This window comes from Rhodococcus sp. 14-2483-1-1 (genome assembly GCF_002259335.1).
In the GTDB taxonomy this organism is placed as follows: Bacteria; Actinomycetota; Actinomycetes; order Mycobacteriales; family Mycobacteriaceae; genus Rhodococcoides.
The window spans coordinates 290,994-313,621 of sequence record NZ_NPFX01000023.1 but is presented as its reverse complement, the minus strand read 5'-3'; the positions used below and the strand labels follow the sequence as shown (position 1 = coordinate 313,621).

Below are 22,628 nucleotides of genomic sequence, written 5' to 3'. Positions count from 1 at the left end.
GAGAGGGGAGTAGCGCCACCAGTCACTCCGGTGCGCTCGAGAGCATATGAAATCTGCACGAATCACCAGGTCGGCAACAGCGGCTCTGATATGCGCGGGAATGCTCGGTGCGGGTGTGATCGTCGCCGCTCCTGCCATGGCTGCCCCGTCCACCCCGTCACCGTCGACTACCGGTAGCGAGTTGTCGGGTAAGACGGTTTTCCTCGACCCGGGTCACCAGGGCACCGCACATTCGGAGAACCTGCAGCGTCAGGTGGACGACGGACGCGGCGGGACGAAGGATTGCCAGACCACCGGAATGACCACCGTGGACGGCGTGCCCGAACACACGATCAATTGGAAGGTCAGCGAACTCGTTCGGTCCAGTCTGGAGAGCCTGGGTGCCACGGTGAAGACGAGCCGTGCCGACGACTCTGGGTGGGGCGGATGCGTCGACGACAGGGCGCGTGCAGCGAGCGAGTCCGGAGCCGACGTCGCGGTGAGCATTCACGCGGACTCCACGAGCACGGCAACCGATACCGGTAAGCACGGATTTCATCTGATCGTGCCCACGTTGCCGATTCCGAACGCAGCGGCCGACACAGCCCAGTCCGAAGGAGGACGTTCGGCGTCGAAGCTGATGCGAGACTCGTACGTTCGGGCCGGCTTCGCCCCGGCGAACTACGCAGGCGTGGACGAGGGAATCCAGGAGCGCTCGGATGTGGCCGGGCCGGCATTGACCACAGTCCCTCTGGTGTTCGTCGAAATGGGCAACGGATCCAACCCCGACGACGCGGCCCTTCTCGAGAGCTCCGACGGTCAGTTGAAGCACGCGATCGCAATTTCGACCGGAGTGATCGACTATTTGCTCGGTGCAGAGGCTCAGTCCACCCCGGCCGCGGAGAATGCGACCGCCCCGACGACGACTGCAGCCGCCCCTGCTGTGAAGGCGACCGACACCGCTGCGCCCAGCACGTCTTCGACCACCGGAACGAAGACCGCTGTGGAGGGCCGTAGCGCGCTCTCGCGATTGCTCGAAAGCGTCTCTCCGTACATCGAGACGTTCGGAGTGGACGGTTTGAAGGGGCTCGCGACCCCGGAGAACGTCAGCAGTGTGTCCACTTTCGCGCAAGGCCTGCTGAAACAGATTCTCGCTGCCCGGTAGTCTCGGACGCCGTGACGCGTCGAAGAATTCCGGTGGTGATAGTCGCGGGCTTCCTCGGCGCGGGCAAGACGACTCTGCTCAATCACCTGTTGCGTAACGATGCGGGGATTCGAATCGGCGTCGTGGTCAACGATTTCGGAGCGATCAATGTCGACTCCATACTCGTGGCGGGACAGGTCGACTCGATGGTCTCCCTCGGTAACGGATGCATCTGTTGCGCGGTCGACATCAGCGACATGGACGCGATGTTCGACGCCCTCGCGCATCGCCGTTCGGCGATCGATGTCATCGTGGTGGAAGCCAGTGGCCTCGCCGAACCTCGCAATCTGATCCGAATGGTCCGAGGCAGCGAGAACGAGTTCATCGTCTACGGCGGGCTCGTAGGGGTGGTCGACGCGGTGGAATTTCCGCAGACCCGCGTACTGCATCCCGAGATCGACCAGCATCTGCAGTTGGCAGATCTGGTGGTGTTGAACAAGTCGGATGTGGTCTCGGAGTCCGGCCGCTCCGCGGTCGTGTCCACCGTGCGGTCCATCGTGGGGGACGTCCCCGTCGTCCCTGTCGCGTTCGGTCGAGTGGATCCGCTGCTGCTGTTCGACCGTCGGGACGACCTGTCTGTCGAATCGGCGATCCCCGTTCAGTTGTCGTTCGACGAGCTCCTACGGGAGAACCACAGCGACGACAACCACAGCGTCGACGACGACCATGAGCGTCACCTGCATGCCCAGTACTCGCACACCGAGTTCGTCAGCACCGAGCCCATCGAAGCGCGACGAATGATCGAGTTTCTGGAGAATCCCACCGGAAACCTCTACCGCATCAAAGGTGTCGTGCATTTCGCCGTACCGGGCTATTCGCAGAAGTTCATCGTGCACACCGTTGGTCGACACATTCGGTTCGAAGCGACGTCGTGGGCGCGCGGTGAGGCCGAACAGACATCACTGGTGCTGATCGGTACCGACCTCGATGCAGCGGCCGTCGAGAAACGACTACGCGCGTGTGTGCGTGCGCCCAACGAGCACTGCGATGCGTCGTCGATGCTCCCCGTCCACCGCTACCTGGACGCCGGGTAGAACTCCTACAGTCCGACCCACTCGGTGCGTCCGCCCTCGAATCCCTGCCGCTTCCAGATCGGGACCTCGGCCTTGATGCGTTCGACCAATCGCGCGCAGGCCTCGAACGCTTCCGCGCGATGGGCCGATCCGACGGCTGCCACGAGCGCGAGGTCTCCGACGCGCAAGTCTCCGACGCGATGTACCGCAGCGACCTCGAGGCCGGTCTCGGCGGAGACCTCGGAGCAGCATCGGTTCAAGAAACGTTCGGCATCGGGATGGGCGCGGTATTCGAGAGTTTCCACCGCCTGGCCACCGTCGTGGTCGCGGACTATCCCGCTGAACAGAACGACTGCACCGTGGCGTGAATCCTGAACGGCTGCCTCCACTTCGGCGGTGCTCAACGGTTCACTGGAAATGCGTGCAACGAGTTCACTCATCGTGGGGTCCTCCTCCGGCGATCTGGGCCAACACATGGTCGAGTAGTGGATCGAGAACCGCGAGACCGTCCTTGACACCACCCGGCGAGCCCGGCAGATTGACTGTCAGCGTGCGGCCGATGAGCCCCGAAACGCCTCGGCTGAGCACCGCGTGTGGCGTCGCGGACGTTCCGCGGGTGCGGATCGCGTCGGCGATCCCCGGCATGTCGATGTCCAGGAGAGCGGCAGTTGCCTCGGGAGTCGCATCGGTGGGGGATACACCGGTGCCACCGGTGCTGACGATCAACGACGGTTCGCCGCGCAACGCGTCCTGCAGGCCCACTGCTATGTCGGCGTCGGCGTACACCAGCGGACCGCGCACGGTGAAGCCTCGATCGGTCAACCAGGACGCGATGGTGGGGCCGGTGGTGTCCGGTCGGGTTCCGTTCGCGCCGCCGGTGGAGGCCACCAGCACCACTGCGGATCGCGTCGTGTCGAGCGTCGGGGCAGCGTCGGTGGCGGGAGTGACCGGTTCCCCGTCTCGCTGCCAATGGCCATGCTTGCCACCGTCTTTGGTGATCAGTCGGACGCCGTTCATCGTGGCACCCGGGTCGACGGCCTTGACCATGTCGTGCAGCGTCAGTCCGGCGACCGCGACCGCAGTCAGGGCCTCCATCTCCACCCCGGTTCGTCCGGTGGTGCGCGCCGTGGCCTCGACCGTGATGGACGAGTCGGTGAAACCGAACGAGATCTTCACCGACGAGAGTGCGAGCTGATGGCACAGCGGGATCAACTCCGACGTCCGCTTCGCCGCCGAGATGCCCGCGATGCGGGCAGTGGCGAGTACATCGGCCTTGGGCATGTCGTCCGCGCGCACGAGCGCGATGACCTCGGCAGTGGTGACGAACTCACCGGCGGCGACGGCCGTACGCGAGGTCTCCTTCTTGTGTGCCACATCGACCATGCGAGCGCGGCCCTGATCGTCTAGATGAGACAGATGGGTGTGCGGGGCGTCGGTGGTCACAGCGGCCATACCTCCACGTGGGATCCTTCGGCGAGTTCGGTTGTCTCGGAGTCGATGTCGATCAGAACGTCGGCCCATGCCAGCGCCGCGACCAGATGGGAGCCCGGGCCTGCCACGAGCTGTACCCGGCCGTCGTCACGCAATCGGCCACGGAGAAGCTGTCGACGGCCCGGCGGTGACACGATGGATTCGTGCAAGATCGCTGTGCTCGGAAGCACCGGTGTAAGACCGGCTGCTCGCCGAACTATGTTGCGCGCGAACATGATGTACGAAACAACGGTGCTGACGGGGTTGCCGGGGAAGCTGAGCACAGGAATACCGTCGAACAAGGTCATGCCCTGCGGCCCGCCCGGCTGCATGCGGACCGACCCGAAGGTGCCGCCGAGCGGCCGGAGTACGTCCTTGACCACCTCGAAGTCGCCCATCGAGACGCCGCCGGACGTGATGATCAGTTCCGCCGATCGTGTTGCCTCGTCGAGGACCTCGCGAAATCGCCTCGGGTCGTCGGAGCTACGCGTAACCGCAATCACTTCCGCGCCACTGGCCCGCAGATGCGCCGCGAGAGTGATGCCGTTCGAGTCGTAGATCTGGCCGGGAGTGAGAGTCGATCCGGCATCGACCAGTTCGGCACCGGTGGTCACGACGGCGACGCGAGGGCGCGAACGCACGGCGACCTCGGCAAAACCGACAGCCGCGAGAACGGAGATGTGTCGGGGTTCGAGTACTCGCCCGGCCTCGACCAGAACTGTTCCGACGCGTACGTCGCTTCCCTGTTCACGAACGAATTCACCTGCGCCGCGGCCTCGTTCGATCGTCACCGAACCTTGCGCCGGTATCGTGGTGTCCTCGACGGGGACGATGGTGTCGGCCCCGTCGGGAATGGGCGCGCCGGTCATGATCTTCGCCGCGCTACCTGCAGCGAGAACTGCCGATTCAGTAGGTCCTGCGGCGATGATCGTCGAGACCTCCAGCGTCACCGGGGTCGTGGCGACGGAACGAGAATCGACTGCGTAGCCGTCCATCTGCGAATTTCGGAACAGCGGTAGGTCGACCGGCGACCGCACATCCTCGAACGAGACTCGTCCCAGGGCCTCGGCCAGGGGGATTCGCTGCGCAGTTCTGGTGCCCAGCGCCGCGAGAAGAGTCTCGACCGCGGCGGCGTGCTCCTCGACGGATACGGCGCTCACTGCGCTGGTCCGGTGATCGCGCGCTTGTGCTCAGCAGTCATGGGTGCCAATCCTAAGCACGCCGACAACGCCGGCGAGTGTGGGCTGCGGCATACTGGGTAGACACGTCTGCGACAGGCGTGATCGAGATCGACGAAGGTGAGGTTCGAGGTGACGGTGGACAGTGTCACCTCGCTGGGCATTCCGGTGTTCGGCGGTGCTGCTCCGACCGATCGGTCGCCGCAGGTGAATTCCGTGGCGGATCGGCCGGATGTACCCCATCTGATCGACCGCTTCGGCCGAGTCGCGCGCGACTTGCGTATATCCATCACCGAGAAGTGCTCGTTGCGGTGCACCTACTGCATGCCGGAGGAAGGGCTTCCGGCCATTCCTGCCGCGAACCTGCTCACGCCGGCCGAGATCGCGCGAGTGGTGTCGGTGTCCGTGCGGCTGCTGGGTATACGCGACGTGCGGTTCACCGGTGGCGAGCCCCTCATGCGCCGCGACCTCGACGAGATTCTGCGACTGTGCTCCGATGCCGCAGCAGGTGTACCGCTGTCGATGACCACCAACGCTGTGGGTCTGGAGCATCGGGCCGCGGCATTGGCCGATGCCGGGCTCACCCGGGTCAACGTCTCCCTGGATTCGGTCGACCGCGAAGATTTCGCGCGACTGACCCGACGCGACCGACTGCCCTCGGTGCTGGCCGGCATCCGAGCGGCGAAGCGAGCGGGCATCGGTCCGGTGAAGATCAATGCGGTTCTGATGCGTGACACGCTGTCCGGCGCGGTCGATCTACTGCGCTGGTGTCTCGACGAAGGGGTGGCCCTCCGCTTCATCGAGCAGATGCCTCTCGATGCCGACCACGAGTGGGCTCGCGCGAACATGATCGACGCCCAGACCTTGCTCGACGAGCTGTCCACCGAGTTCGACCTGCGTGAGGTGGGGCGCGCCGATCCGTCGGCACCGGCCGAGGAATGGAGCGTCGACGGCACCGACGCCACCGTCGGAATCATCGCGTCGGTGACGCGCTCGTTCTGCGGGGATTGCGACCGCACGAGAGTGACCGCCGAAGGAACCATTCGGTCCTGCCTGTTCAGCGACGACGAGACCGATCTGCGCGCGGCGCTGCGGGGCGGTGCCACCGACGACGAGTTGGCCGCCGTGTGGCGCGGGGCGATGTGGAACAAATGGGCCGGACACGGTATCGACGCCGAGGGGTTCGTGCCACCGACCCGCAGTATGGGAGCGATCGGTGGTTGACGTGCAGTCGAACGGGGACACGGGGTCCTCGACCGAGGTCGAAGTGCGGTACTTCGCCGCCGCGGTCGACGCGTCGGGGTGCGACTCGGAGTACGTCACCGTGCCCGTCGGAGCCACTCTCGCAGACCTGCGAGAGGTGATTCGGTCCCTGCACGGCGCGCCGATGGACCCGATCCTGCGAGTGTCGGCCTATCTCGTCGGAGACGATCTCACGCGCGATCTGGGCCGTGCGATCGGCAGCAGGGTCGACGTGCTGCCGCCGTTCGCGGGCGGCTGATCGTCGGGTTCGGCTCGGCGTCCGATCGCCCGGCTCAGTGGGAGCTCCTCCACCAGTCGTCGAACGGGGTCACCGGCACCGCACGCTTGTGGCGGGTCGCCATGAACATCTTCTCCAGCTTGTCGGCGACGTCGTCGGATACGTCCTTGCCCTCTAGATAGTCGTCGATCTGCTCGTACGTCAGGCCGAGTGCTTCCTCGTCCGGCAGTGCAGGACGATCGTCCTCGAGGTCTGCAGTGGGGACTTTTCGCCACGTGCTTTCCGGCGCACCGAGTTCACGGAGCAGAGCGGCACCCTGACGCTTGCTCAGGCCTGTGAGCGGAGTCAGGTCGACACCGCCGTCACCGAATTTGGTGAAGAACCCGGTGACGGCCTCGGCAGCGTGGTCGGTACCGACCACGACGTAGCCGAGTTCTCCGGCGATGGCGTACTGCGCGACCATGCGCTGGCGAGCTTTGATGTTGCCTCGAACGAAATCGCGGACCTCGGTGGTGCCCAATGCTTCTGCCGTGGCGGCCGCCGACGCGTCGGCAGCAGCCTTGATGTTGACCGTCACGGTTCGATCGGGGTCGATGAACCGCAGCGCGATCGACGCATCGTCCTCGTCGGCCTGTACGCCGTAGGGGAGTCGAACGGCGACGAACTCGGCCTCGTGGCCGTCGGCTCGCAGCTCCGTCACGGCTTGCTGGGCGAGCTTGCCGGTGAGTGTGCTGTCCTGTCCGCCACTGATACCGAGCACGAAGCCCGTTGCAGGGGTCGACGACAGGTAATCCTTGAGGAAATCCACCCTCCGGCGAACCTCCGTGACCGGATCGATGGTCGATTGCACTGCCAGCTCACGCGTGATGCTCGTGCGCACTTCCGAGTTGATGAATCCCATCAGCTCATACTAACGACGTCGGCAGGTCTGCGGCCGTGCGCACACGCCGTGCGTAGGGTCGATCTTCGTGAGTGGACCCTCCGATACGTTCGTCAAACGAAACCCCCAGGCGCATCCCGACTTCTTTGCCGCCGAGGCAACCGGGCTCCACTGGCTCGGCGAGGCGGGCGCGCCCGTTGTCCGAGTCCTCGGGCACGGGCCGACGCACATCGAACTCGAGCGCCTGATCGCGGCGCATCCGACGCTGCCTGCGGCAAGAAGATTCGGTCGAGTGTTGGCGCGAATGCACAACGGTGGAGCTGCCGGATTCGGGGCACCGCCCGTCGGCTCCGACGGTGCGCCGTTCCCCGGCCGATTGTTCATCGGGGCTCGGCCCATGAGCAATTCGGTGCACCGGACGTGGGGTGAGTTCTACGCAGCCGAACGGGTACTGCCGTTTCTGCGAATCGCCGTCGACGCGGGCACCGTGACGCCTACGGAGGCTGCCACCGTCGAATCTGCATGCCGACGCGTCGCGGGCGGGGACTTCGACGATGCGGAGCCGCCGAGCCGAATTCACGGAGATCTCTGGAGCGGCAACGTGTTCTGGACCGAGGCAGGCGTGGTGATGATCGACCCGGCTGCGCACGGCGGGCACCGTGAGACCGATCTGGCGATGTTGGCGCTTTTCGGGTGCCCGTTCATGGATGGCATCGTCGACGGGTACGAGACGGTACATCCGCTGCGAGCAGGGTGGCGAGAGCGGATTCCACTACACCAATTGCACCCACTCGCCGTCCATGCAGCGGGGCACGGGCGCTCCTACGGTGTGGCGTTGCACACCGCGGCCGTGGCGGTCGAGAACATCTGAGTCGGGCGAGCTACCGAGGGCGAGTTGCTCTGCGTACCAAGTCTTCCCAGCCGTCGGCCAACCGGTCCATCGGCATTCCGAGATCGCGGTACTGGTGTAGCACCAGGGTGGCTTCGAGTGGTGTGAGCAGCCAGTGCGTCAGCAGTGGGAGATCCCCGTCCACACCGGCTGCGCGGAGCAGCGAGAGGACGTGAGTGAAGTTGACCATGTGCGCCGGAGCGGAGTAGCGCGCGTCGGCCGATGTCTCGGCAGCGCGCAACACCTCGCCCTGAACGTTGACGAACTCGAGCCGAGCCCGGCCGAAGGCGACGAGTCGGTCGATCGGATCGGCCCCCGGACCGAGTGGTGGATCGCCGAACATGAACGAGCGTTGCAACTTCTGCTCGGTGTGATCGAGAAGCGCTCGCATCAGCCCGGCGCGGTTGCCGAAACGGCGGAACACGGTGCCTTTGCCCACTCCGGCCTTGGTCGCCACCGCGTCCATGGTGATGGCGTCGGCTCCGATGGTCGCCACCAGATCCGCCGCGGCGTCGAGCAACAGCCGACGGTTGCGTGCTGCATCGCATCGTTCGGAGTCCTCACCCGCAATGGGCAGCATCGGGCCGGTCACGGGATTCAGCCTACCCTGCCGGGGAACATAAGTGGACCATGGTCCGTTTGAATGGTATGAATTGACGTGACGATCACGTCATCCGAACTTTCGAAGGAAGATCTCATGTCAGACGCTCACGTACTCGTTCTCGTCGGAAGCCTGCGCGCCGAATCGGTGAACAAGCAGATTGCCGAGACTGCTGTCACCGTGGCACCCGCCGGTGCCGAGATCGTGGTCTACGACGGACTCGGAGATGTCCCCTTCTACAACGAGGATATCGACGTCGAAGGTTCCGTGCCGGCTGCCGCGCTCGCTCTGCGGGCTGCTGCCGAGAAGGCGTCGGCCCTGCTGCTGGTCACGCCCGAATACAACGGCACCATTCCTGCCGTGCTGAAGAACGCCATCGACTGGCTCTCGCGTCCCTACGGTGCAGGTGCCATGGTCGGCAAGCCTGTCGTCGTGATCAGCGCATCGCCCAGTGGCAACGGTGCCAAATGGGCGCACGAGGACACGAGCAAGGCCGTTCGCATCGCCGGTGGGTCGGTGCTCGAGGACGTCCAGCTCTCCATCGGCGGCACCATGGACAAGTTCGGCTCGGCTCACCCGAGCGAGAACGCCGAGGTGTCCGGAGAGATCGGACACGTGGTGGCCGAGTTGGTCAAGGCTTCGAACGACCTCGTGAGCGCCTGATCCCTATATGGTATCGGTAATCGTTTTCATGTAGAGTGGGTTCATGAAGGTGAGAAACTCTCTGAAATCGCTCAAGAACAAGCCAGGTGCGCAGGTGGTCCGCCGCCACGGGGTGGTGTTCGTGATCAACAAGAAAGAGCCGCGATTCAAGGCGCGTCAACGCTGACGATCGCGCATCCGACGACAACGGCCCCCCGGAGCCATTCCGAGGGGCCGTTCTCGTGCGTGAGGGGAGCGGTCGTCGTAGGGGGACGTCACGGTCGGTACGACGGCGGGTAGTGACCGATGACACCCGCAACGTGTGATCTGCGACACGCCGGGGTGACGCGCCGATCATCCGCCGGCAACGCCGTGACCAGCGAATACCAAGCATGTTGTTCGCAACATCTCGTGTTGTAGTCAGATGTCGGACACTAGGTGTAGTGTTTGTCCGACCGAGAGGCCACAACTCGAAGAACCAGCGAAAGCGGGTTCGAGCAGGTCGAAGTCGCCCTGAGCGGGAGATGTTCTCGGTGCCATACGCAGAGCACATCGGTCGCCCTCGGTGCACCCGATGGCGACAACGGAAAGAGGGACACCATGAGCATCACCGTTTACACCAAGCCCGCCTGCGTTCAGTGCAATGCCACCTACCGCGCTCTCGACAAAGCCGGCATCGAGTACTCGGTCGTCGACATCTCGCAGGACCCGGAGGCGCGTGATTACGTCATGGCTCTCGGCTACCTGCAGGCTCCTGTCGTCGTCGCCGGTGACGATCACTGGTCCGGCTTTCGTCCGGATCGCATCAAGACCCTCGCAGCGAACGCTGCTTGAACAGAACGAGAAAGTGAGTGAGCGGTGAGTTCGCAACCGCAGTCTTCCCACTCACTGGTGTATTTCTCCAGCGCATCCGAGAACACGCATCGCTTCGTCTCGAAGCTGGACATCCCCGCAACGCGCATTCCGCTCCGTGATCCCGACGGGACGTTTCGAGTCCATTCCCCCTACGTTCTCGTCGTTCCGACGTACGGGGGAGGGACCACCTACGCCGGGCGAGATACCAACTATGTCCCCAAGCGTGTGATCAAGTTCCTCAACGACGAGCACAACCGATCGTTGATACGAGCGGTCATCGCTGCCGGAAACACCAATTTCGGTGATTCGTTCTGCTTTGCCGGAGATGTCATTTCGCAGAAATGTGCGGTTCCGTATCTGTACCGATTCGAGTTGATGGGCACCCCCGAGGACGTAGTGCGAGTCCGCGAGGGACTGGAGGACTTCTGGGAACGTGAAGTCCGACGCGCCGCCCACACGCACTAGAGCACCACCCACCACATACCAGTAGGAGCATCGCCGTGGCACCGACCATCACCGACGCAGCACCCGCGCCCGCAACCATTCGCGGCGACGGCGACATGGACTACCACGCCCTCAACGCGATGCTCAATCTCTACGGCCCCAATGGCGAGATCCAGTTCGAGAAGGACCGCGAGGCTGCCAATCAGTACTTCCTGCAGCACGTCAACCAGAACACGGTGTTCTTCCACGACCTGGACGAGAAGCTGGACTACCTGGTCGAGGAGAACTACTACGAGCCCGAGGTTCTCGATCAGTACTCACGTGAGTTCGTCAAGTTCCTGATCAACCACGCGTACTCGAAGAAGTTCCGATTCCCCACGTTCCTCGGTGCATTCAAGTACTACACCTCGTACACGCTCAAGACGTTCGACGGCAAGCGCTACCTCGAACGCTTCGAGGACCGCGTGTGCATGGTGGCGTTGACACTCGCAGCCGGTGACGAAGCCCTGGCCACCGATCTCGTGGACGAGATCATCGCCGGCCGTTTCCAGCCCGCGACGCCCACCTTCCTCAACTCCGGCAAGAAGCAGCGCGGTGAGCCCGTGTCCTGCTTCCTGCTACGCATCGAAGACAACATGGAGTCCATCGGCCGCTCCATCAACTCTGCTCTGCAGCTGTCCAAGCGCGGCGGCGGAGTTGCCTTGCTGCTGAGCAACATTCGCGAGGCCGGCGCGCCCATCAAGCGCATCGAGAACCAGTCCTCGGGTGTCATCCCGATCATGAAGCTGCTCGAGGACTCGTTCTCGTACGCCAACCAGCTCGGTGCTCGCCAGGGCGCGGGCGCGGTGTACTTGCACGCACATCACCCCGACGTCTACAAGTTCCTCGACACCAAGCGTGAGAACGCGGACGAAAAGATCCGCATCAAGACGTTGTCCCTCGGAATCGTCATCCCCGACATCACGTTCGAGCTGGCGAAGAAGAACGAGGACATGTACCTGTTCTCGCCGTACGACGTGGAGCGCATCTACGGAGTGCCGTTCGCCGATATCGACGTCTCCGATAAGTACTACGAGATGGTCGACGACAAGAGGATTCGTAAGACCAAGATCAAGTCGCGTGAGTTCTTCCAGACTCTCGCCGAGCTGCAGTTCGAGTCCGGCTACCCGTACATCATGTACGAGGACACCGTCAATCGCGCGAACCCGGTCAAGGGCAAGATCACTCACTCCAACCTGTGCTCGGAGATTCTCCAGGTCTCGACGCCGTCGACGTTCAACGACGACCTCTCGTACAGCCATGTCGGCAAGGACATCTCGTGCAACCTGGGCTCGCTGAACATCGCGAAGACGATGGATTCACCCGATTTCGGTAAGACCATCGCCGTGGCCATCCGCGGTCTGACCGCGGTCTCGGACCAGACGCACATCTTCTCCGTGCCGTCGATCGAGCAGGGCAACAACGATTCTCACGCGATCGGCCTCGGGCAGATGAATCTGCACGGCTACCTCGCCCGTGAGCGCATCCACTACGGCTCCACCGAGGGAATCGATTTCACCAACATCTACTTCTACACCGTGCTGTTCCACGCGATTCAGGCGTCGAACCAGCTGGCGAAGGCGCGCGGCCAGTACTTCAAGGGCTTCCCGGATTCCAAGTACGCGTCGGGCGAGTTCTTCGACAAGTACACCGACCAGGTCTGGGAACCCGCTACGCCCAAGGTCGCGAAGTTGTTCGCCGACTCCGATGTCACCATTCCGACGCAGGCCGACTGGTCCGCGCTGAAGGCGTCGGTGCAGGAGTACGGAATCTACAACCAGAACCTGCAGGCCGTTCCGCCGACCGGATCCATCTCGTACATCAACAACTCCACCTCGTCGATTCACCCGGTGGCTTCGAAGATCGAGATTCGCAAGGAAGGCAAAATCGGCCGCGTCTACTACCCGGCACCGTACCTCGACAACGACAACCTGGATTACTACCAGGATGCGTACGAGATCGGCTACGAGAAGATCATCGACACCTATGCTGCCGCAACACAACACGTCGATCAGGGCCTGTCGTTGACGCTGTTCTTCAAGGACACCGCCACCACTCGCGACATCAACCGCGCGCAGATCTACGCATGGCGCAAGGGCATCAAGACGCTGTACTACATTCGTCTGCGTCAGATGGCCCTCGAGGGCACAGAGGTCGAGGGTTGCGTCTCCTGCATGCTGTAGGCGATTCGGTCGGTCGACCTGTGGCGATACCGTGATGTCAGGGCGCGATGCGGACCATAATCAGGTATGGGCATCGAAGCGGACGGCGAGGTCGAATCCGACGTCGACGTGACGATGGCTCGGAAGGACTCGGTTCCTTCCGGGCCATCGCCACGTGGTCGACATGCTCGCCGTCGGGTACCTCGACGCGGATTGGCGGCATGGGATCCCGACACGCGCGGCCACGATGCGCTCGAGACCGTTCTTGCGCAGAACGCGATACGAGTTCAGGAGTTGCTGCCGATCCGGTACGCCCGGATGTCCGCATCGCCGTGGACATATTTTCGCGGTGCCGCCGCCGTGATGGCCGCGGACCTCGCGTCGACTCCGCACACCGGCATCGAGGTGCAGTTGTGCGGTGACGCTCACGTGTTGAACTTCGGATTGTGGGCGACGCCGGAACGAAACCTCTATTTCGACCTCCGCGATTTCGACGAAACTCTGCCCGGCCCGTTCGAGTGGGACCTCAAACGACTTGCCACTTCCCTTGTGGTTCTCGGACGCGAGAACGGTGTGGCCTTGCCGCGTTCCGATCGTGCGGTCGCCGCGATGACGGCGTCGTACTGCCGAAAGATGCGGGCGTACGCGAACATTCCCGAGATCGACATCTGGTACGACCGGATCGACGTGGCAGGTTTGCTCGGGCATTTCTCCTCGGGCATCGCTCGACACGCCGAGAAGCTCATCGAAACGAAGGCCGAGCGTCGCACCAGTCGTGGGGCGTCCCGCAAATTCACCGAGACGAGGGACGGCCGTCGGCGAATTCGCGAGGACTCCCCGTTTCGCACTCATGTGGGAGATTCTCAGATCGATCTGGTGCAGGCGGTGATCGCCGGCTACAGCGAATCGGTCGACGATCACATCTGGAGTCTGCTGTCCAGATTTCGAGTTCTCGACGTGGTTCGCCAGGTGGTCGGCGTCGGGAGTGTCGGAATGCGGGTCTATCTGGCCCTGTTGGAGGAACGGCGGACTCGCGATCCGTTCTTCCTGCAGATCAAGCAGGCAGGGCCGTCGGTGTTCGAGAAGTTTCTCGAGCCGAGCGCGTACGACAATCACGGTGCCCGGGTGGTCAACGGGCAGCGAATGCTGCAGAGCGCCACCGACATGTTCGTAGGGTGGACGTCGGTGCCGGGAAGGCCGGAGGCCGGTCGGGGGGAGCAGTCGATGAATTTCTACGTTCGGCAGTTCCGGGACATGAAGGTCATTCCCGACGGCGAGATCATCGGGCCGTACCTCACCGAGTTCGCCACGGCATGCGGTGAGGTCCTCGCGCGGGCGCACGCTCGAAGTGGTGACGCAGAGGCGATAGCCGACTACCTCGGCCGCGGAGACAACGTCGATCGGGCGATGGTGGAGTTCGCCCACGCCTACGCCGATCAGAACGAGCGCGATCACGCGCAACTGGTCGGTGCCATCGAGGCCGGAACGGTCCCGTGCTCGGTGGGGTGGTGACCGTTGACCGGTGAGATCACCGTCGTTCTCGGGCAACACTCCGAGCACACTTTGTAGTGCCTCCCTTAACTGTCGGACACAACGGGTAGTGTTCGTGTCAGCGACTTTTCACGTAGCTTCGTCCCCACTTCTCGCTCATCGACCTGTAGGTAGGCACCCATGGTAAAGCTCATCGATCGTGTCTCCGCGATCAACTGGAATCGGGTCCAGGACGACAAGGACTCCGAAGTCTGGGAGCGTCTCACCAGTAATTTCTGGCTGCCCGAGAAGGTGCCGGTGTCCAACGACATCCCGTCGTGGGCAACTCTGACCGCCGTCGAGAAGCAGTTGACGATGCGCGTGTTCACCGGATTGACGCTGCTGGACACCATCCAGGGCACCGTCGGTGCCGTCAGTCTCATTCCCGACGCGATCACTCCCCATGAGGAAGCGGTGTACACCAACATCGCGTTCATGGAGTCGGTGCACGCGAAGAGCTACAGCTCCATCTTCTCGACCCTCAGCTCCACCCGCGACATCGACGATGCGTTCCGCTGGTCCGAGGAGAACGTCAACCTTCAGCGCAAAGCCGAGATCGTGCTGAACTTCTACCACGGTGACGATCCGCTCAAGCGGAAAGTTGCTTCGACACTGCTCGAGTCGTTCCTGTTCTACTCCGGGTTCTACCTGCCGATGTACTGGTCCTCGCGAGCCAAGCTCACCAACACCGCGGACCTGATCCGGCTGATCATCCGTGACGAGGCCGTGCACGGGTACTACATCGGATACAAGTACCAGAAGGGCCTCGAGAAAGTCAGCGAGGCTCAGCGCGAAGAGCTCAAGAACTACACGTTCGAGTTGCTGTTCGAGTTGTACGACAACGAGGTCGAGTACACCCAGGACCTCTACGACGAGATCGGTCTGACCGAGGACGTCAAGAAGTTCCTGCGATACAACGCCAACAAGGCGCTGAACAACCTCGGCTACGAGGGTCTGTTCCCCAAGGACGAGACGGATGTGAACCCGGCGATTCTGTCGGCACTGTCACCGAACGCAGACGAAAACCACGACTTCTTCTCGGGTTCGGGTTCCTCGTACGTCATCGGCAAGGCCGTCAACACCGAAGACGAAGACTGGGACTTCTAGAGGCCCCTTCGCGCGCCGCGCCGCTCACTCTTTCGGTGGGCGGCCCGGCGCGCGAATATCTTTGGCTTCCTTGGGCATTCGACCCTGATCGCTCAGTGCCCTTCGCAGTAGGAACTCGATCTGAGCGTTGGTGCTCCGGAGTTCGTCGGAAGCCCAGCGGGCGAGGGCGTCGTGTACCGCCGGGTCCAGCCGAAGCAGTATCTTCTTACGCTCGACGGTCATGGCTCACTGGTACAGCGATCCGGTATTGACGACGGGTTGCGTGTCGCGGTCGCTGCACAGCACGACGAGCAGATTCGACACCATGGTCGCCTTCCGCTCCTCGTCGAGTTCGACCACATGCTTCTCCTCGAGCTTCGACAGCGCCATCTCCACCATGCCGACCGCGCCCTCGACGATCTGCTGACGCGCCGCGATGACCGCTCCCGCCTGCTGTCGCCGCAGCATGGCTTGCGCGATCTCCGGGGCGTAGGCAAGACGGTTGATTCGGGTCTCGATCACCTCGACGCCTGCCGACCGCACCCGCGCATGCACCTCCTCCGACATCGCAGCGGTGATTTCGTCGGCGTTCTCTCGCAACGACATTCGGCCTTCGGCGTCGTACGGGTAGCTGCCGGCGATATGACGGACGGCCGATTCGGTCTGGACGGCGACGAACTCCTCGTAGTCGTCGACCTGGAAGGACGCGAGGGCCGTATCGGCAACCTGCCAGACCACGATGGCGGAGATCTCGATCGGATTGCCGTCGGCGTCGTTGACCTTCGACTGGCCCGTCTCGTGGTTGCGGATTCGCGTCGAGATGGCCCTGCGGTACGTCAACGGATTGGTCCAGCGTAGCCCCGGTGTACGCAGCGTCCCGCTGTACGAACTGCCGAGTAGCTGCAGAACGCGAGCTTGATTGGGTTGCACCAGAGTCAATCCCATGAGTGCCGGCAGTGAGAGCACGAACAGCACCACTCCGCCGACCGTGAGCACCACCACGGAGAAGACGAGTCCGAGAGCGAACGCGGCGATTCCGCCGAGAAACAGCGCGAGACCGACGCCGAGCATCGACCAACCGGGCAGATCCCAACCGGTGCGCTCGGCGATGGTCGTGGTCGGTGTACCCGTCGGCTTCTCGGCGACGGTAGCGGGTGCGGACATGAGAACCTCCCTCTCGATGTTGATACTAAAGTGATATCACATTATTGATCGAAAAGGGGCGGTTCGGTGGAGCGGTGTCCTCGGTGCGGTGTCCTCGGTGCGGTGGGGGAGTCAGCGCCTGAACCACGCCGACGGGTCGTCGGCGATGGCTTTCTCGATTCGCAATCGTGAAGTGGCCGTGAGGTTGTCGGGTAGCCCGTCGAGCGCGAACCAGGCTACGTCGAGATTCTCGTCGTCGGCGACATGTGGGGTGCCTCCGATGTAGCGGGCGAGGAACGTGATGTCCAGGTACTGCGCGACGTCGCCGTTGGGGTACGTGATCGGCTCCGTCACGTCGACACTCGTCAGCCGCTCGATCGTGGCCTCCACGCCGGTCTCCTCGCGGATCTCTCGAAGCGCGGCCGGTGCAGGTTCTTCGCCGGGCTCGAGGATTCCGGAGACCACGGCCCAGGTGTTGTTGTCTGCTCGCAGAGTAAGCAGCACTCGACGGTCGTCGTCGAGAACGACCGCACTGACACCGGACAACCACAGCGGTGACGTACCGACGACGCTGCGGAGAGCTTGCACGAATTCTGGAATGGGCATTGCGTCAGGACACGTAGGCGTTCAGGGAAGCCGACAGATCGGCAAGGATGGCGCGCGCCGCGACAACTCCACTGCCGGACCAGACCGTGTCGTTCACCGCGAACACTCGCCCGTCGGTGACCGAGCCGAGAGCGTGCCATGCGTCGCTGTCCATCACCTCGCGGCCGAAGGTCTCGCCATCGGGGCCTGCGAATCGCACGTACACGATGTCGCCTTCGACCGAATCGAGGTCGTCCGACGCTACGGAGAAATCGGCATCGCGCTGGCTTTGGGGTCGCGCGACACCCACCTCGGCGAGGACCTGGCCGGCAAAGGAGGTCGGACCGTCCACCTCGATGGTGTCCGCGCCGAACCGGATGACCGACGCCTGTGTCTGAGTGGAGTCGATCTCACGACCGACCCGCTCAGCATCCGCAGAGAACGATGCGAGCTGTTCGAAACCGGCTTGCCCTCGACCCAACGCTGCCGCGGACTGCAGAAAGGTGTCCTTCCAGCCCTGACCGGTCCCGGTGAACACGGTCGGCGCAATGGCGTTCAGGGAGTCGTAGGTCTCGGTGCCGAGAGAATCGGCACCGAGGATGAGGTCGGGGTCGAGCGCGGCGATCGCTCCGAGGTCGGGAGCTCCGACCGGGCCGACCGACGGAACGGACGCCAAGCCCGTACCCAGGTACAACGGTTGGTCTCCGTCTCCACGGAAATCGGGGTCGAGCGTCGCCGCGCCGACGACGCGTTCCCAGATCCCGACCGCGCAGCTGGCGTCGAGGCCTGCAGCGTCGAGAACGACGATGCGCTGTGGATCGGCAGGGATGGCGCTGATTCCCTCGGCGTGCCCGACGGGGCGGGTATCGCCTTCGACTCCGGTCCGGTCCAGTGGAGCCAGTGCCGGACACAGTCCTACGGTGTCCCGGTTGTTACCGACCACTCCTGCTCCGGCGATGTTCGTGGTGCTCCGAACGATGGTGGATGCGTCGTCCTGTGCCTCGGAATCGGAACAGCCGACCAACGTCACAGCAACGGCAAGGCACGCCGCAACGACAGCGCCGCTCCTGCGCGGTGCATACGAACGGGGGACTCGCAGATGGAGTGGCAACGCGGGACTTCCTTCGACGGGTCGGGTGGTCTCACACAGTATCGGAAGGCCGTTCTCGCAGAACACTCGAACGGGCACCGGCGAGGCCGCGGAATCGACCGCGTTCGCACCGTGCCCGCTGCGGCGGAAAGGCCCACAGCGCAGGAAGATCGCCCGATCCGGGCGGTGTCGAATCTGCCCAATACGACACACGGTAGGACCGGTTCGGCAAGTGTCGGTCCGACGGTCTACGATTCGAGGAGCGCACGACTAGATGACGTCGCCTCGTGGTTCGGGGTCGGACGCGCAATCAGGAGGATCTGTGACTGCCCTAGCGCCTAGGCCCGCTCCCGCGGTGGATGCCGCTCGGCCGTTCCCGCCGAGGATGGGACCGAAGGGTTCGTTCCTGCACAAAGCGGTGACGACGACCGATCCCAAGGTCTTGGGGATCATGTACATCGCGACCTCGTTCGCGTTCTTCCTCGTCGGTGGACTGATGGCGCTGCTGATGCGCGCCGAGTTGGCCGTGCCGGGAATGCAGTTCCTGTCCAACGAGCAGTACAACCAGCTGTTCACCATGCACGGCACCATCATGCTGCTGCTGTACGCGACGCCCATCGTGTTCGGGTTCGCCAACTACATCCTCCCGCTGCAGATCGGTGCACCCGACGTCGCGTTCCCACGGTTGAACGCGTTCTCGTACTGGCTGTACCTGTTCGGTGCCTTGATCACCACAGCTGGCTTCATCACTCCCGGTGGCGCAGCCGACTTCGGTTGGACCGCGTACACCCCACTCACCTCGGCTCTGCATTCGCCGGGTGTCGGCGCCGACCTGTGGATCATGGGTCTGGCCGTCGCCGGTCTCGGCACCATCCTCGGTGGCGTCAACATGATCACCACGGTGATCTGCCTGCGTGCCCCCGGTATGACGATGTTCCGCATGCCGATCTTCACCTGGAACATCCTGGTGACGTCGATCCTGATCCTGCTGGCCTTCCCGCTGCTGACGGCGGCGCTGCTCGGCCTGGCGGCCGACCGCCACCTGGGTGCGCACCTGTTCGATCCGGCAACCGGAGGCGTGCTGCTGTGGCAGCACCTGTTCTGGTTCTTCGGTCACCCCGAGGTGTACATCATCGCGTTGCCGTTCTTCGGAATCGTCTCCGAGATCTTCCCGGTCTTCTCCCGTAAGCCGATCTTCGGCTACTCGGGACTGATCTACGCGACGATCGCGATCGCAGCCCTCTCCATTGCGGTGTGGGCGCACCACATGTACGCCACCGGTGCAGTGTTGCTGCCGTTCTTCTCGTTCATGACGTTCCTGATCGCGGTGCCCACAGGTGTGAAGATCTTCAACTGGGTCGGCACCATGTGGCGCGGTCAAGTGACGCTCGAAACACCGATGCTGTTCGCGATCGGGTTCCTGATCACGTTCGTCTTCGGCGGATTGACGGGAGTTCTGCTGGCGTCGCCGCCGATCGACTTCCAGGTCACCGACACCTACTTCGTCGTCGCGCACTTCCACTACGTGGTGTTCGGCACGGTGGTGTTCGCAACGTACGCCGGCATCTACTTCTGGTTCCCCAAGATGACGGGCCGGATGATGGACGAGGCCCTCGGCAAGTGGCACTTCTGGCTGACGTTCTTCGGCTTCCACGCCACGTTCCTCGTCCAGCACTGGCTCGGAAACGAGGGAATGCCGCGTCGCTACGCTGACTACCTGCCTTCCGACGGATTCACCGAGCTGAACATCATCTCCACCATCGGTGCCTTCGTCCTCGGTGCGTCGACCTTGCCGTTCGTCTGGAACGTCTTCAAGTCCTACCGCTACGGCGAGGTCGTCACGGTCGACGATCCGTGGGGCTACGGCAATTCGCTGGAATGGGCTACCTCGTGCCCGCCGCCGCGGCACAACTTCACCGAGCTGCCTCGTATCCGGTCCGAGCGTCCGGCATTCGAGTTGCACTACCCGCACATGGTCGAGCGGATGCGCGCGGAAGCTCACGTGGGGCCGGGTGCGCACGGCGGTAAAACGACTGCTGTCCTCGAGCAGGCCCGCAGGGCTCCGATCGCCACCAGCGATCACGAAGGGTCCGGAGACCCCGACCCCAGGTAGTCACAGCACAGCGAGAGCCCCTCCCGGCTACCGGGTGGGGCTCTTCGCTTGCGACAATCTCGTGGCGCGTTCGGGTTCGCCCGTCCATCGCGAGGTGACAACAAGACGTATTCGGCCATGGGCCGAGTGAAAGGGAGATCCGGTGAAGTCGAACGACACCGCAGTGCTGGTGACGGTGACGGGACCCGACAAGCCGGGCGTCACCTCGGTGCTCTTCGCGGCATTGTCTCGGCACGAGGTGAGCCTTCTCGACGTCGAGCAGGTGGTCATTCGCGGCAGGTTGACCCTCGGTGTCCTGTTGACCTGTCCGCGCGATCCCGAAGCGCTGCAGGAGGAGCTCGAGGACGCCATGGCCACGGTCGGGGTCCATGTGGACGTCGAGATCGGCGCTGCGCAGAGTGGTGGTCGGAGTTTGGGAACGCACGTCGTCGTCGTTCTCGGGCGACCCGTGACCGCGCGAGCGTTCAGCACCATCTCGCGCGAGTTGGCCCGCCAGGGCGCGAACATCGACTCCATTCGCGGAGTTGCCGACTACCCCGTGACGGGGCTCGAACTGCAGGTGACTGCAACCGACACGTCGCCGGACGCCGATGTCGCACTCCGTACCGGTCTTGCGGCGATCGCAGCGGGAATCGGTGTGGACGTCGCGGTGGAGAGGGCCGGCATCGCGCGTCGATCGAAGCGGCTCATCGTGTTCGACGTCGACTCCACGCTGGTCCAGGGCGAGGTCATCGAGATGTTGGCTGCACGAGCCGGCCGCGAGGACGAGGTCAGGGCTGTCACCGAAGCGGCGATGCGCGGCGAGATCGACTTCACGGAGTCGCTCGAACAGCGGGTCGCCGTACTGGCTGGTCTCGACGAATCTGTCATCGACGAGGTGGGAGAGAGCCTGGAGCTGACGGCGGGGGCACGGACCACCATTCGGACTCTTCGTCGACTCGGGTTCGCGTGTGGGGTTGTCTCCGGAGGTTTCCGGCAGGTCATCGAAGGTCTGGCCCACGAGCTCGAACTGGATTACGTCAAGGCGAACACTCTCGAGATCGTCGACGGCAAACTCACCGGCCGGGTGATCGGCGAAGTGGTCGACCGAGCGGCCAAGGCGACAGCACTCCGCGAATTCGCAGCGCAATCGGGAGTACCGATGGAGCAGACGGTGGCGGTCGGCGACGGAGCCAACGACATCGACATGCTCACTGCGGCCGGCCTCGGCGTCGCCTTCAACGCCAAGCCTGCCTTGCGCGAAATTGCCGACACCGCCATTTCGCATCCGTACCTGGACGCGGTGCTGTTCATCCTCGGCGTCACTCGCAACGAGATCGAAGCTGCGGATGCTGTCGACGGGGGAGTCCGTCGCGTCCCGATCCCATGATCGGCGAGCACCCGGCGGGCAATCCCGAAGTCGGCAATCCCGAAGTCGAGGGCGCAACAGGTGAGGTGACCGGCGAGAACGATGCCGAAGTGTTCTCGGCCGAGAACACGTTCGACTTGCGTCACGCCGAACTCGCCCGTGGGTACGGGGGAGCCGAGGATCCATCGGACCCGGCGGATGTACTGGCCATGCCGTTGGTCCTGCACATCCCGAAGACGGATCCGCCGTTGCGCAGCGAGTTGCTCGAGGCAGCCGCCCGGGCCACGGTGATGCTGTGCCTCGACCCGCGTGTGGGTTCGGGTGCCTCGTGGCACGATGCCTTCACAGAATGGACGTCGGCTCGAATTCGCAAAGTTGCCCGTCGGGCACGGGGTGCGCAATGGACTGCCGCACAGGACGTCCCGGGGGTCACGGTCGATGTGGGCGGTGCATCGGCACGGGCATTGGTTCCCGGTCGCGTCGGTGATCTCGATCCGAGGATCAAACGCCTGCAGATCGGTGGCACCGACGTTCCATCCGACGAAGCACCGTCGCCCGCGGCGGGTCCGGTGCTGTGGGTCGATGCTTCGTTGTCCATGACGGTGGGCAAGGCTGCCGCTCAGGTGGGGCATGCCTCGATGTTGCTGGCCGGCGCGATGAGCGTGGAGGAGTGCCGAGAGTGGGCGTCGGCAGGCTACCCGTGCTCGGTGCGTCCGGCCGATCCGCAGCAGTGGGCCCGTGCACTGGACCAGGTTCGGGGCGGGCGTGCCGTCGCGGTGCGGGATGCGGGCTTCACCGAAGTGGCCCCGGGCTCGACGACGGTGATCGCCGTTCACTGAGTCGGCGTGTTTCAGTTGGGGGTCCACTGTCGCGGAACTGGCTATCCATAACGTATCC

The 22,628-nt window shown here is 63.8% G+C and carries 24 protein-coding genes; 15 read left to right on the top strand and 9 right to left on the bottom strand.

Annotation, left to right across the window (positions count from 1 at the left end):
* The first annotated feature begins 46 nt into the window (after window positions 1-46).
* Both CH294_RS24775 and CH294_RS24770 read left to right on the top strand, forming a co-directional pair.
* Window positions 47-1,144 carry an N-acetylmuramoyl-L-alanine amidase gene (locus CH294_RS24775; RefSeq protein WP_094739281.1) on the top strand — a complete coding sequence of 366 codons (1,098 nt, stop codon included), beginning with the start codon at window positions 47-49 and terminating at the stop codon, window positions 1,142-1,144.
* Window positions 1,145-1,155: 11 nt separating this feature from the next.
* Entirely contained in the window at window positions 1,156-2,217 is a 1,062-nt protein-coding gene (locus tag CH294_RS24770; protein ID WP_094739280.1) for a CobW family GTP-binding protein, read from the top strand.
* 5 nt (window positions 2,218-2,222) lie between these two features.
* Here the strand turns inward: CH294_RS24770 and CH294_RS24765 are convergent, their stop codons facing one another.
* The 3 genes from CH294_RS24765 to glp are packed head-to-tail and all read right to left on the bottom strand — an operon-like array spanning window position 2,223 to window position 4,826.
* Window positions 2,223-2,636, bottom strand: coding sequence for a molybdenum cofactor biosynthesis protein MoaE (locus CH294_RS24765; protein WP_032376956.1), 414 nt, complete (start codon window positions 2,634-2,636; stop codon window positions 2,223-2,225).
* A complete protein-coding gene (gene moaCB / locus CH294_RS24760; protein ID WP_094739279.1) occupies window positions 2,629-3,648 on the bottom strand; it encodes a bifunctional molybdenum cofactor biosynthesis protein MoaC/MoaB in 1,020 nt (339 codons plus the stop codon). The genes CH294_RS24765 and moaCB overlap by 8 nt, the downstream gene beginning before the upstream one ends.
* The gene (gene glp, locus CH294_RS24755) at window positions 3,636-4,826 is read right to left on the bottom strand and encodes a gephyrin-like molybdotransferase Glp (RefSeq protein ID WP_094739278.1); all 1,191 of its coding nucleotides are present in this window, start codon (window positions 4,824-4,826) and stop codon (window positions 3,636-3,638) included. Before glp ends, moaCB begins: the two co-directional genes overlap by 13 nt.
* Window positions 4,827-5,012: 186 nt before the next feature.
* Here glp and moaA point away from each other — a divergent pair, with 186 nt between their 5' ends.
* Together moaA and CH294_RS24745 are read left to right on the top strand one after the other, a co-directional pair.
* Window positions 5,013-6,068, top strand: a complete 1,056-nt coding sequence (moaA, locus tag CH294_RS24750) for a GTP 3',8-cyclase MoaA (RefSeq protein ID WP_094610657.1) — start codon at window positions 5,013-5,015, stop codon at window positions 6,066-6,068.
* Complete coding sequence (locus tag CH294_RS24745; RefSeq protein ID WP_094739277.1) at window positions 6,061-6,345, top strand: MoaD/ThiS family protein; 285 nt, start codon at window positions 6,061-6,063, stop codon at window positions 6,343-6,345. The genes moaA and CH294_RS24745 overlap by 8 nt, the downstream gene beginning before the upstream one ends.
* 34 nt (window positions 6,346-6,379) lie before the next feature.
* Here the strand turns inward: CH294_RS24745 and nadE are convergent, their stop codons facing one another.
* Window positions 6,380-7,225, bottom strand: coding sequence for an ammonia-dependent NAD(+) synthetase (nadE, locus tag CH294_RS24740; RefSeq protein WP_032403119.1), 846 nt, complete (start codon window positions 7,223-7,225; stop codon window positions 6,380-6,382).
* Between the two features lie 61 nt (window positions 7,226-7,286).
* Between nadE and CH294_RS24735 the strand changes: the two genes are divergently transcribed.
* Window positions 7,287-8,075 (top strand): fructosamine kinase family protein, encoded by a 789-nt coding sequence (locus CH294_RS24735; protein WP_037155682.1) that lies wholly within the window; start codon window positions 7,287-7,289, stop codon window positions 8,073-8,075.
* Between the two features lie 10 nt (window positions 8,076-8,085).
* Here CH294_RS24735 and CH294_RS24730 read toward each other — a convergent pair whose 3' ends face one another.
* Window positions 8,086-8,685: a TetR/AcrR family transcriptional regulator gene (locus tag CH294_RS24730; RefSeq protein WP_032376961.1), complete on the bottom strand. Its 600-nt coding sequence runs from the start codon at window positions 8,683-8,685 to the stop codon at window positions 8,086-8,088.
* Window positions 8,686-8,790: 105 nt separating this feature from the next.
* Between CH294_RS24730 and CH294_RS24725 the strand changes: the two genes are divergently transcribed.
* The 7 genes from CH294_RS24725 to nrdF all read left to right on the top strand — a co-directional run bounded on the left by CH294_RS24725 (window position 8,791) and on the right by nrdF (window position 15,473).
* Window positions 8,791-9,357 (top strand): NAD(P)H-dependent oxidoreductase, encoded by a 567-nt coding sequence (locus CH294_RS24725; protein WP_032378164.1) that lies wholly within the window; start codon window positions 8,791-8,793, stop codon window positions 9,355-9,357.
* A 43-nt stretch (window positions 9,358-9,400) separates the two neighbouring features.
* The gene (gene ykgO, locus CH294_RS24720; protein ID WP_027496600.1) at window positions 9,401-9,523 is read left to right on the top strand and encodes a type B 50S ribosomal protein L36; all 123 of its coding nucleotides are present in this window, start codon (window positions 9,401-9,403) and stop codon (window positions 9,521-9,523) included.
* 413 nt (window positions 9,524-9,936) lie between these two features.
* Entirely contained in the window at window positions 9,937-10,170 is a 234-nt protein-coding gene (locus tag CH294_RS24715) for a redoxin NrdH (protein WP_032403121.1), read from the top strand.
* Between the two features lie 24 nt (window positions 10,171-10,194).
* Complete coding sequence (gene nrdI / locus CH294_RS24710; RefSeq protein ID WP_032376963.1) at window positions 10,195-10,656, top strand: class Ib ribonucleoside-diphosphate reductase assembly flavoprotein NrdI; 462 nt, start codon at window positions 10,195-10,197, stop codon at window positions 10,654-10,656.
* A gap of 95 nt (window positions 10,657-10,751) precedes the next feature.
* On the top strand, window positions 10,752-12,857 hold the full coding sequence (nrdE, locus tag CH294_RS24705) for a class 1b ribonucleoside-diphosphate reductase subunit alpha (protein WP_230592505.1): 2,106 nt from the start codon (window positions 10,752-10,754) through the stop codon (window positions 12,855-12,857).
* A gap of 66 nt (window positions 12,858-12,923) precedes the next feature.
* The gene (locus tag CH294_RS24700) at window positions 12,924-14,348 is read left to right on the top strand and encodes a DUF2252 domain-containing protein (RefSeq protein WP_349290440.1); all 1,425 of its coding nucleotides are present in this window, start codon (window positions 12,924-12,926) and stop codon (window positions 14,346-14,348) included.
* 159 nt (window positions 14,349-14,507) lie between these two features.
* Window positions 14,508-15,473, top strand: a complete 966-nt coding sequence (nrdF, locus tag CH294_RS24695) for a class 1b ribonucleoside-diphosphate reductase subunit beta (RefSeq protein WP_008717549.1) — start codon at window positions 14,508-14,510, stop codon at window positions 15,471-15,473.
* A 24-nt stretch (window positions 15,474-15,497) separates the two neighbouring features.
* Here the strand turns inward: nrdF and CH294_RS24690 are convergent, their stop codons facing one another.
* The 4 genes from CH294_RS24690 to CH294_RS24675 form a co-directional block, all read right to left on the bottom strand.
* Window positions 15,498-15,695, bottom strand: a complete 198-nt coding sequence (locus tag CH294_RS24690) for a hypothetical protein (protein WP_032376966.1) — start codon at window positions 15,693-15,695, stop codon at window positions 15,498-15,500.
* Window positions 15,696-15,698: 3 nt separating this feature from the next.
* Window positions 15,699-16,616: an SPFH domain-containing protein gene (locus tag CH294_RS24685; RefSeq protein ID WP_170944844.1), complete on the bottom strand. Its 918-nt coding sequence runs from the start codon at window positions 16,614-16,616 to the stop codon at window positions 15,699-15,701.
* A 111-nt stretch (window positions 16,617-16,727) separates the two neighbouring features.
* On the bottom strand, window positions 16,728-17,201 hold the full coding sequence (locus CH294_RS24680; RefSeq protein WP_032403124.1) for an NUDIX domain-containing protein: 474 nt from the start codon (window positions 17,199-17,201) through the stop codon (window positions 16,728-16,730).
* 4 nt (window positions 17,202-17,205) lie between these two features.
* Complete coding sequence (locus CH294_RS24675; protein ID WP_094739333.1) at window positions 17,206-18,279, bottom strand: iron-siderophore ABC transporter substrate-binding protein; 1,074 nt, start codon at window positions 18,277-18,279, stop codon at window positions 17,206-17,208.
* 313 nt (window positions 18,280-18,592) lie between these two features.
* On the opposite strand from CH294_RS24675, the gene ctaD reads away from it, so the two are divergent.
* The 3 genes from ctaD to CH294_RS24660 all read left to right on the top strand — a co-directional run bounded on the left by ctaD (window position 18,593) and on the right by CH294_RS24660 (window position 22,570).
* Window positions 18,593-20,383, top strand: coding sequence for a cytochrome c oxidase subunit I (gene ctaD, locus CH294_RS24670; protein WP_032403125.1), 1,791 nt, complete (start codon window positions 18,593-18,595; stop codon window positions 20,381-20,383).
* 142 nt (window positions 20,384-20,525) lie between these two features.
* The gene (gene serB, locus CH294_RS24665; protein ID WP_032403126.1) at window positions 20,526-21,752 is read left to right on the top strand and encodes a phosphoserine phosphatase SerB; all 1,227 of its coding nucleotides are present in this window, start codon (window positions 20,526-20,528) and stop codon (window positions 21,750-21,752) included.
* Entirely contained in the window at window positions 21,749-22,570 is an 822-nt protein-coding gene (locus CH294_RS24660; protein ID WP_094739276.1) for a peptidyl-tRNA hydrolase, read from the top strand. Before serB ends, CH294_RS24660 begins: the two co-directional genes overlap by 4 nt.
* Window positions 22,571-22,628: the final 58 nt, after the last annotated feature.

Excerpts from the sequence above, each read along its gene's own strand:
- ykgO (WP_027496600.1), top strand. The coding sequence starts at position 9,401 with ATGAAGGTGAGAAACTCTCTGAAATCGCTCAAGAACAAGCCAGGTGCG.
- CH294_RS24690 (WP_032376966.1), bottom strand. The coding sequence starts at position 15,695 with ATGACCGTCGAGCGTAAGAAGATACTGCTTCGGCTGGACCCGGCGGTA.
- CH294_RS24680 (WP_032403124.1), bottom strand. The coding sequence starts at position 17,201 with ATGCCCATTCCAGAATTCGTGCAAGCTCTCCGCAGCGTCGTCGGTACG.
- CH294_RS24715 (WP_032403121.1), top strand. The coding sequence starts at position 9,937 with ATGAGCATCACCGTTTACACCAAGCCCGCCTGCGTTCAGTGCAATGCC.
- moaCB (WP_094739279.1), bottom strand. The coding sequence starts at position 3,648 with ATGGCCGCTGTGACCACCGACGCCCCGCACACCCATCTGTCTCATCTA.
- CH294_RS24660 (WP_094739276.1), top strand. The coding sequence starts at position 21,749 with ATGATCGGCGAGCACCCGGCGGGCAATCCCGAAGTCGGCAATCCCGAA.
- CH294_RS24700 (WP_349290440.1), top strand. The coding sequence starts at position 12,924 with ATGGGCATCGAAGCGGACGGCGAGGTCGAATCCGACGTCGACGTGACG.
- nrdE (WP_230592505.1), top strand. The coding sequence starts at position 10,752 with ATGGACTACCACGCCCTCAACGCGATGCTCAATCTCTACGGCCCCAAT.
- nadE (WP_032403119.1), bottom strand. The coding sequence starts at position 7,225 with ATGGGATTCATCAACTCGGAAGTGCGCACGAGCATCACGCGTGAGCTG.
- CH294_RS24765 (WP_032376956.1), bottom strand. The coding sequence starts at position 2,636 with ATGAGTGAACTCGTTGCACGCATTTCCAGTGAACCGTTGAGCACCGCC.
- CH294_RS24725 (WP_032378164.1), top strand. The coding sequence starts at position 8,791 with ATGTCAGACGCTCACGTACTCGTTCTCGTCGGAAGCCTGCGCGCCGAA.
- nrdF (WP_008717549.1), top strand. The coding sequence starts at position 14,508 with ATGGTAAAGCTCATCGATCGTGTCTCCGCGATCAACTGGAATCGGGTC.
- CH294_RS24775 (WP_094739281.1), top strand. The coding sequence starts at position 47 with ATGAAATCTGCACGAATCACCAGGTCGGCAACAGCGGCTCTGATATGC.
- CH294_RS24685 (WP_170944844.1), bottom strand. The coding sequence starts at position 16,616 with ATGTCCGCACCCGCTACCGTCGCCGAGAAGCCGACGGGTACACCGACC.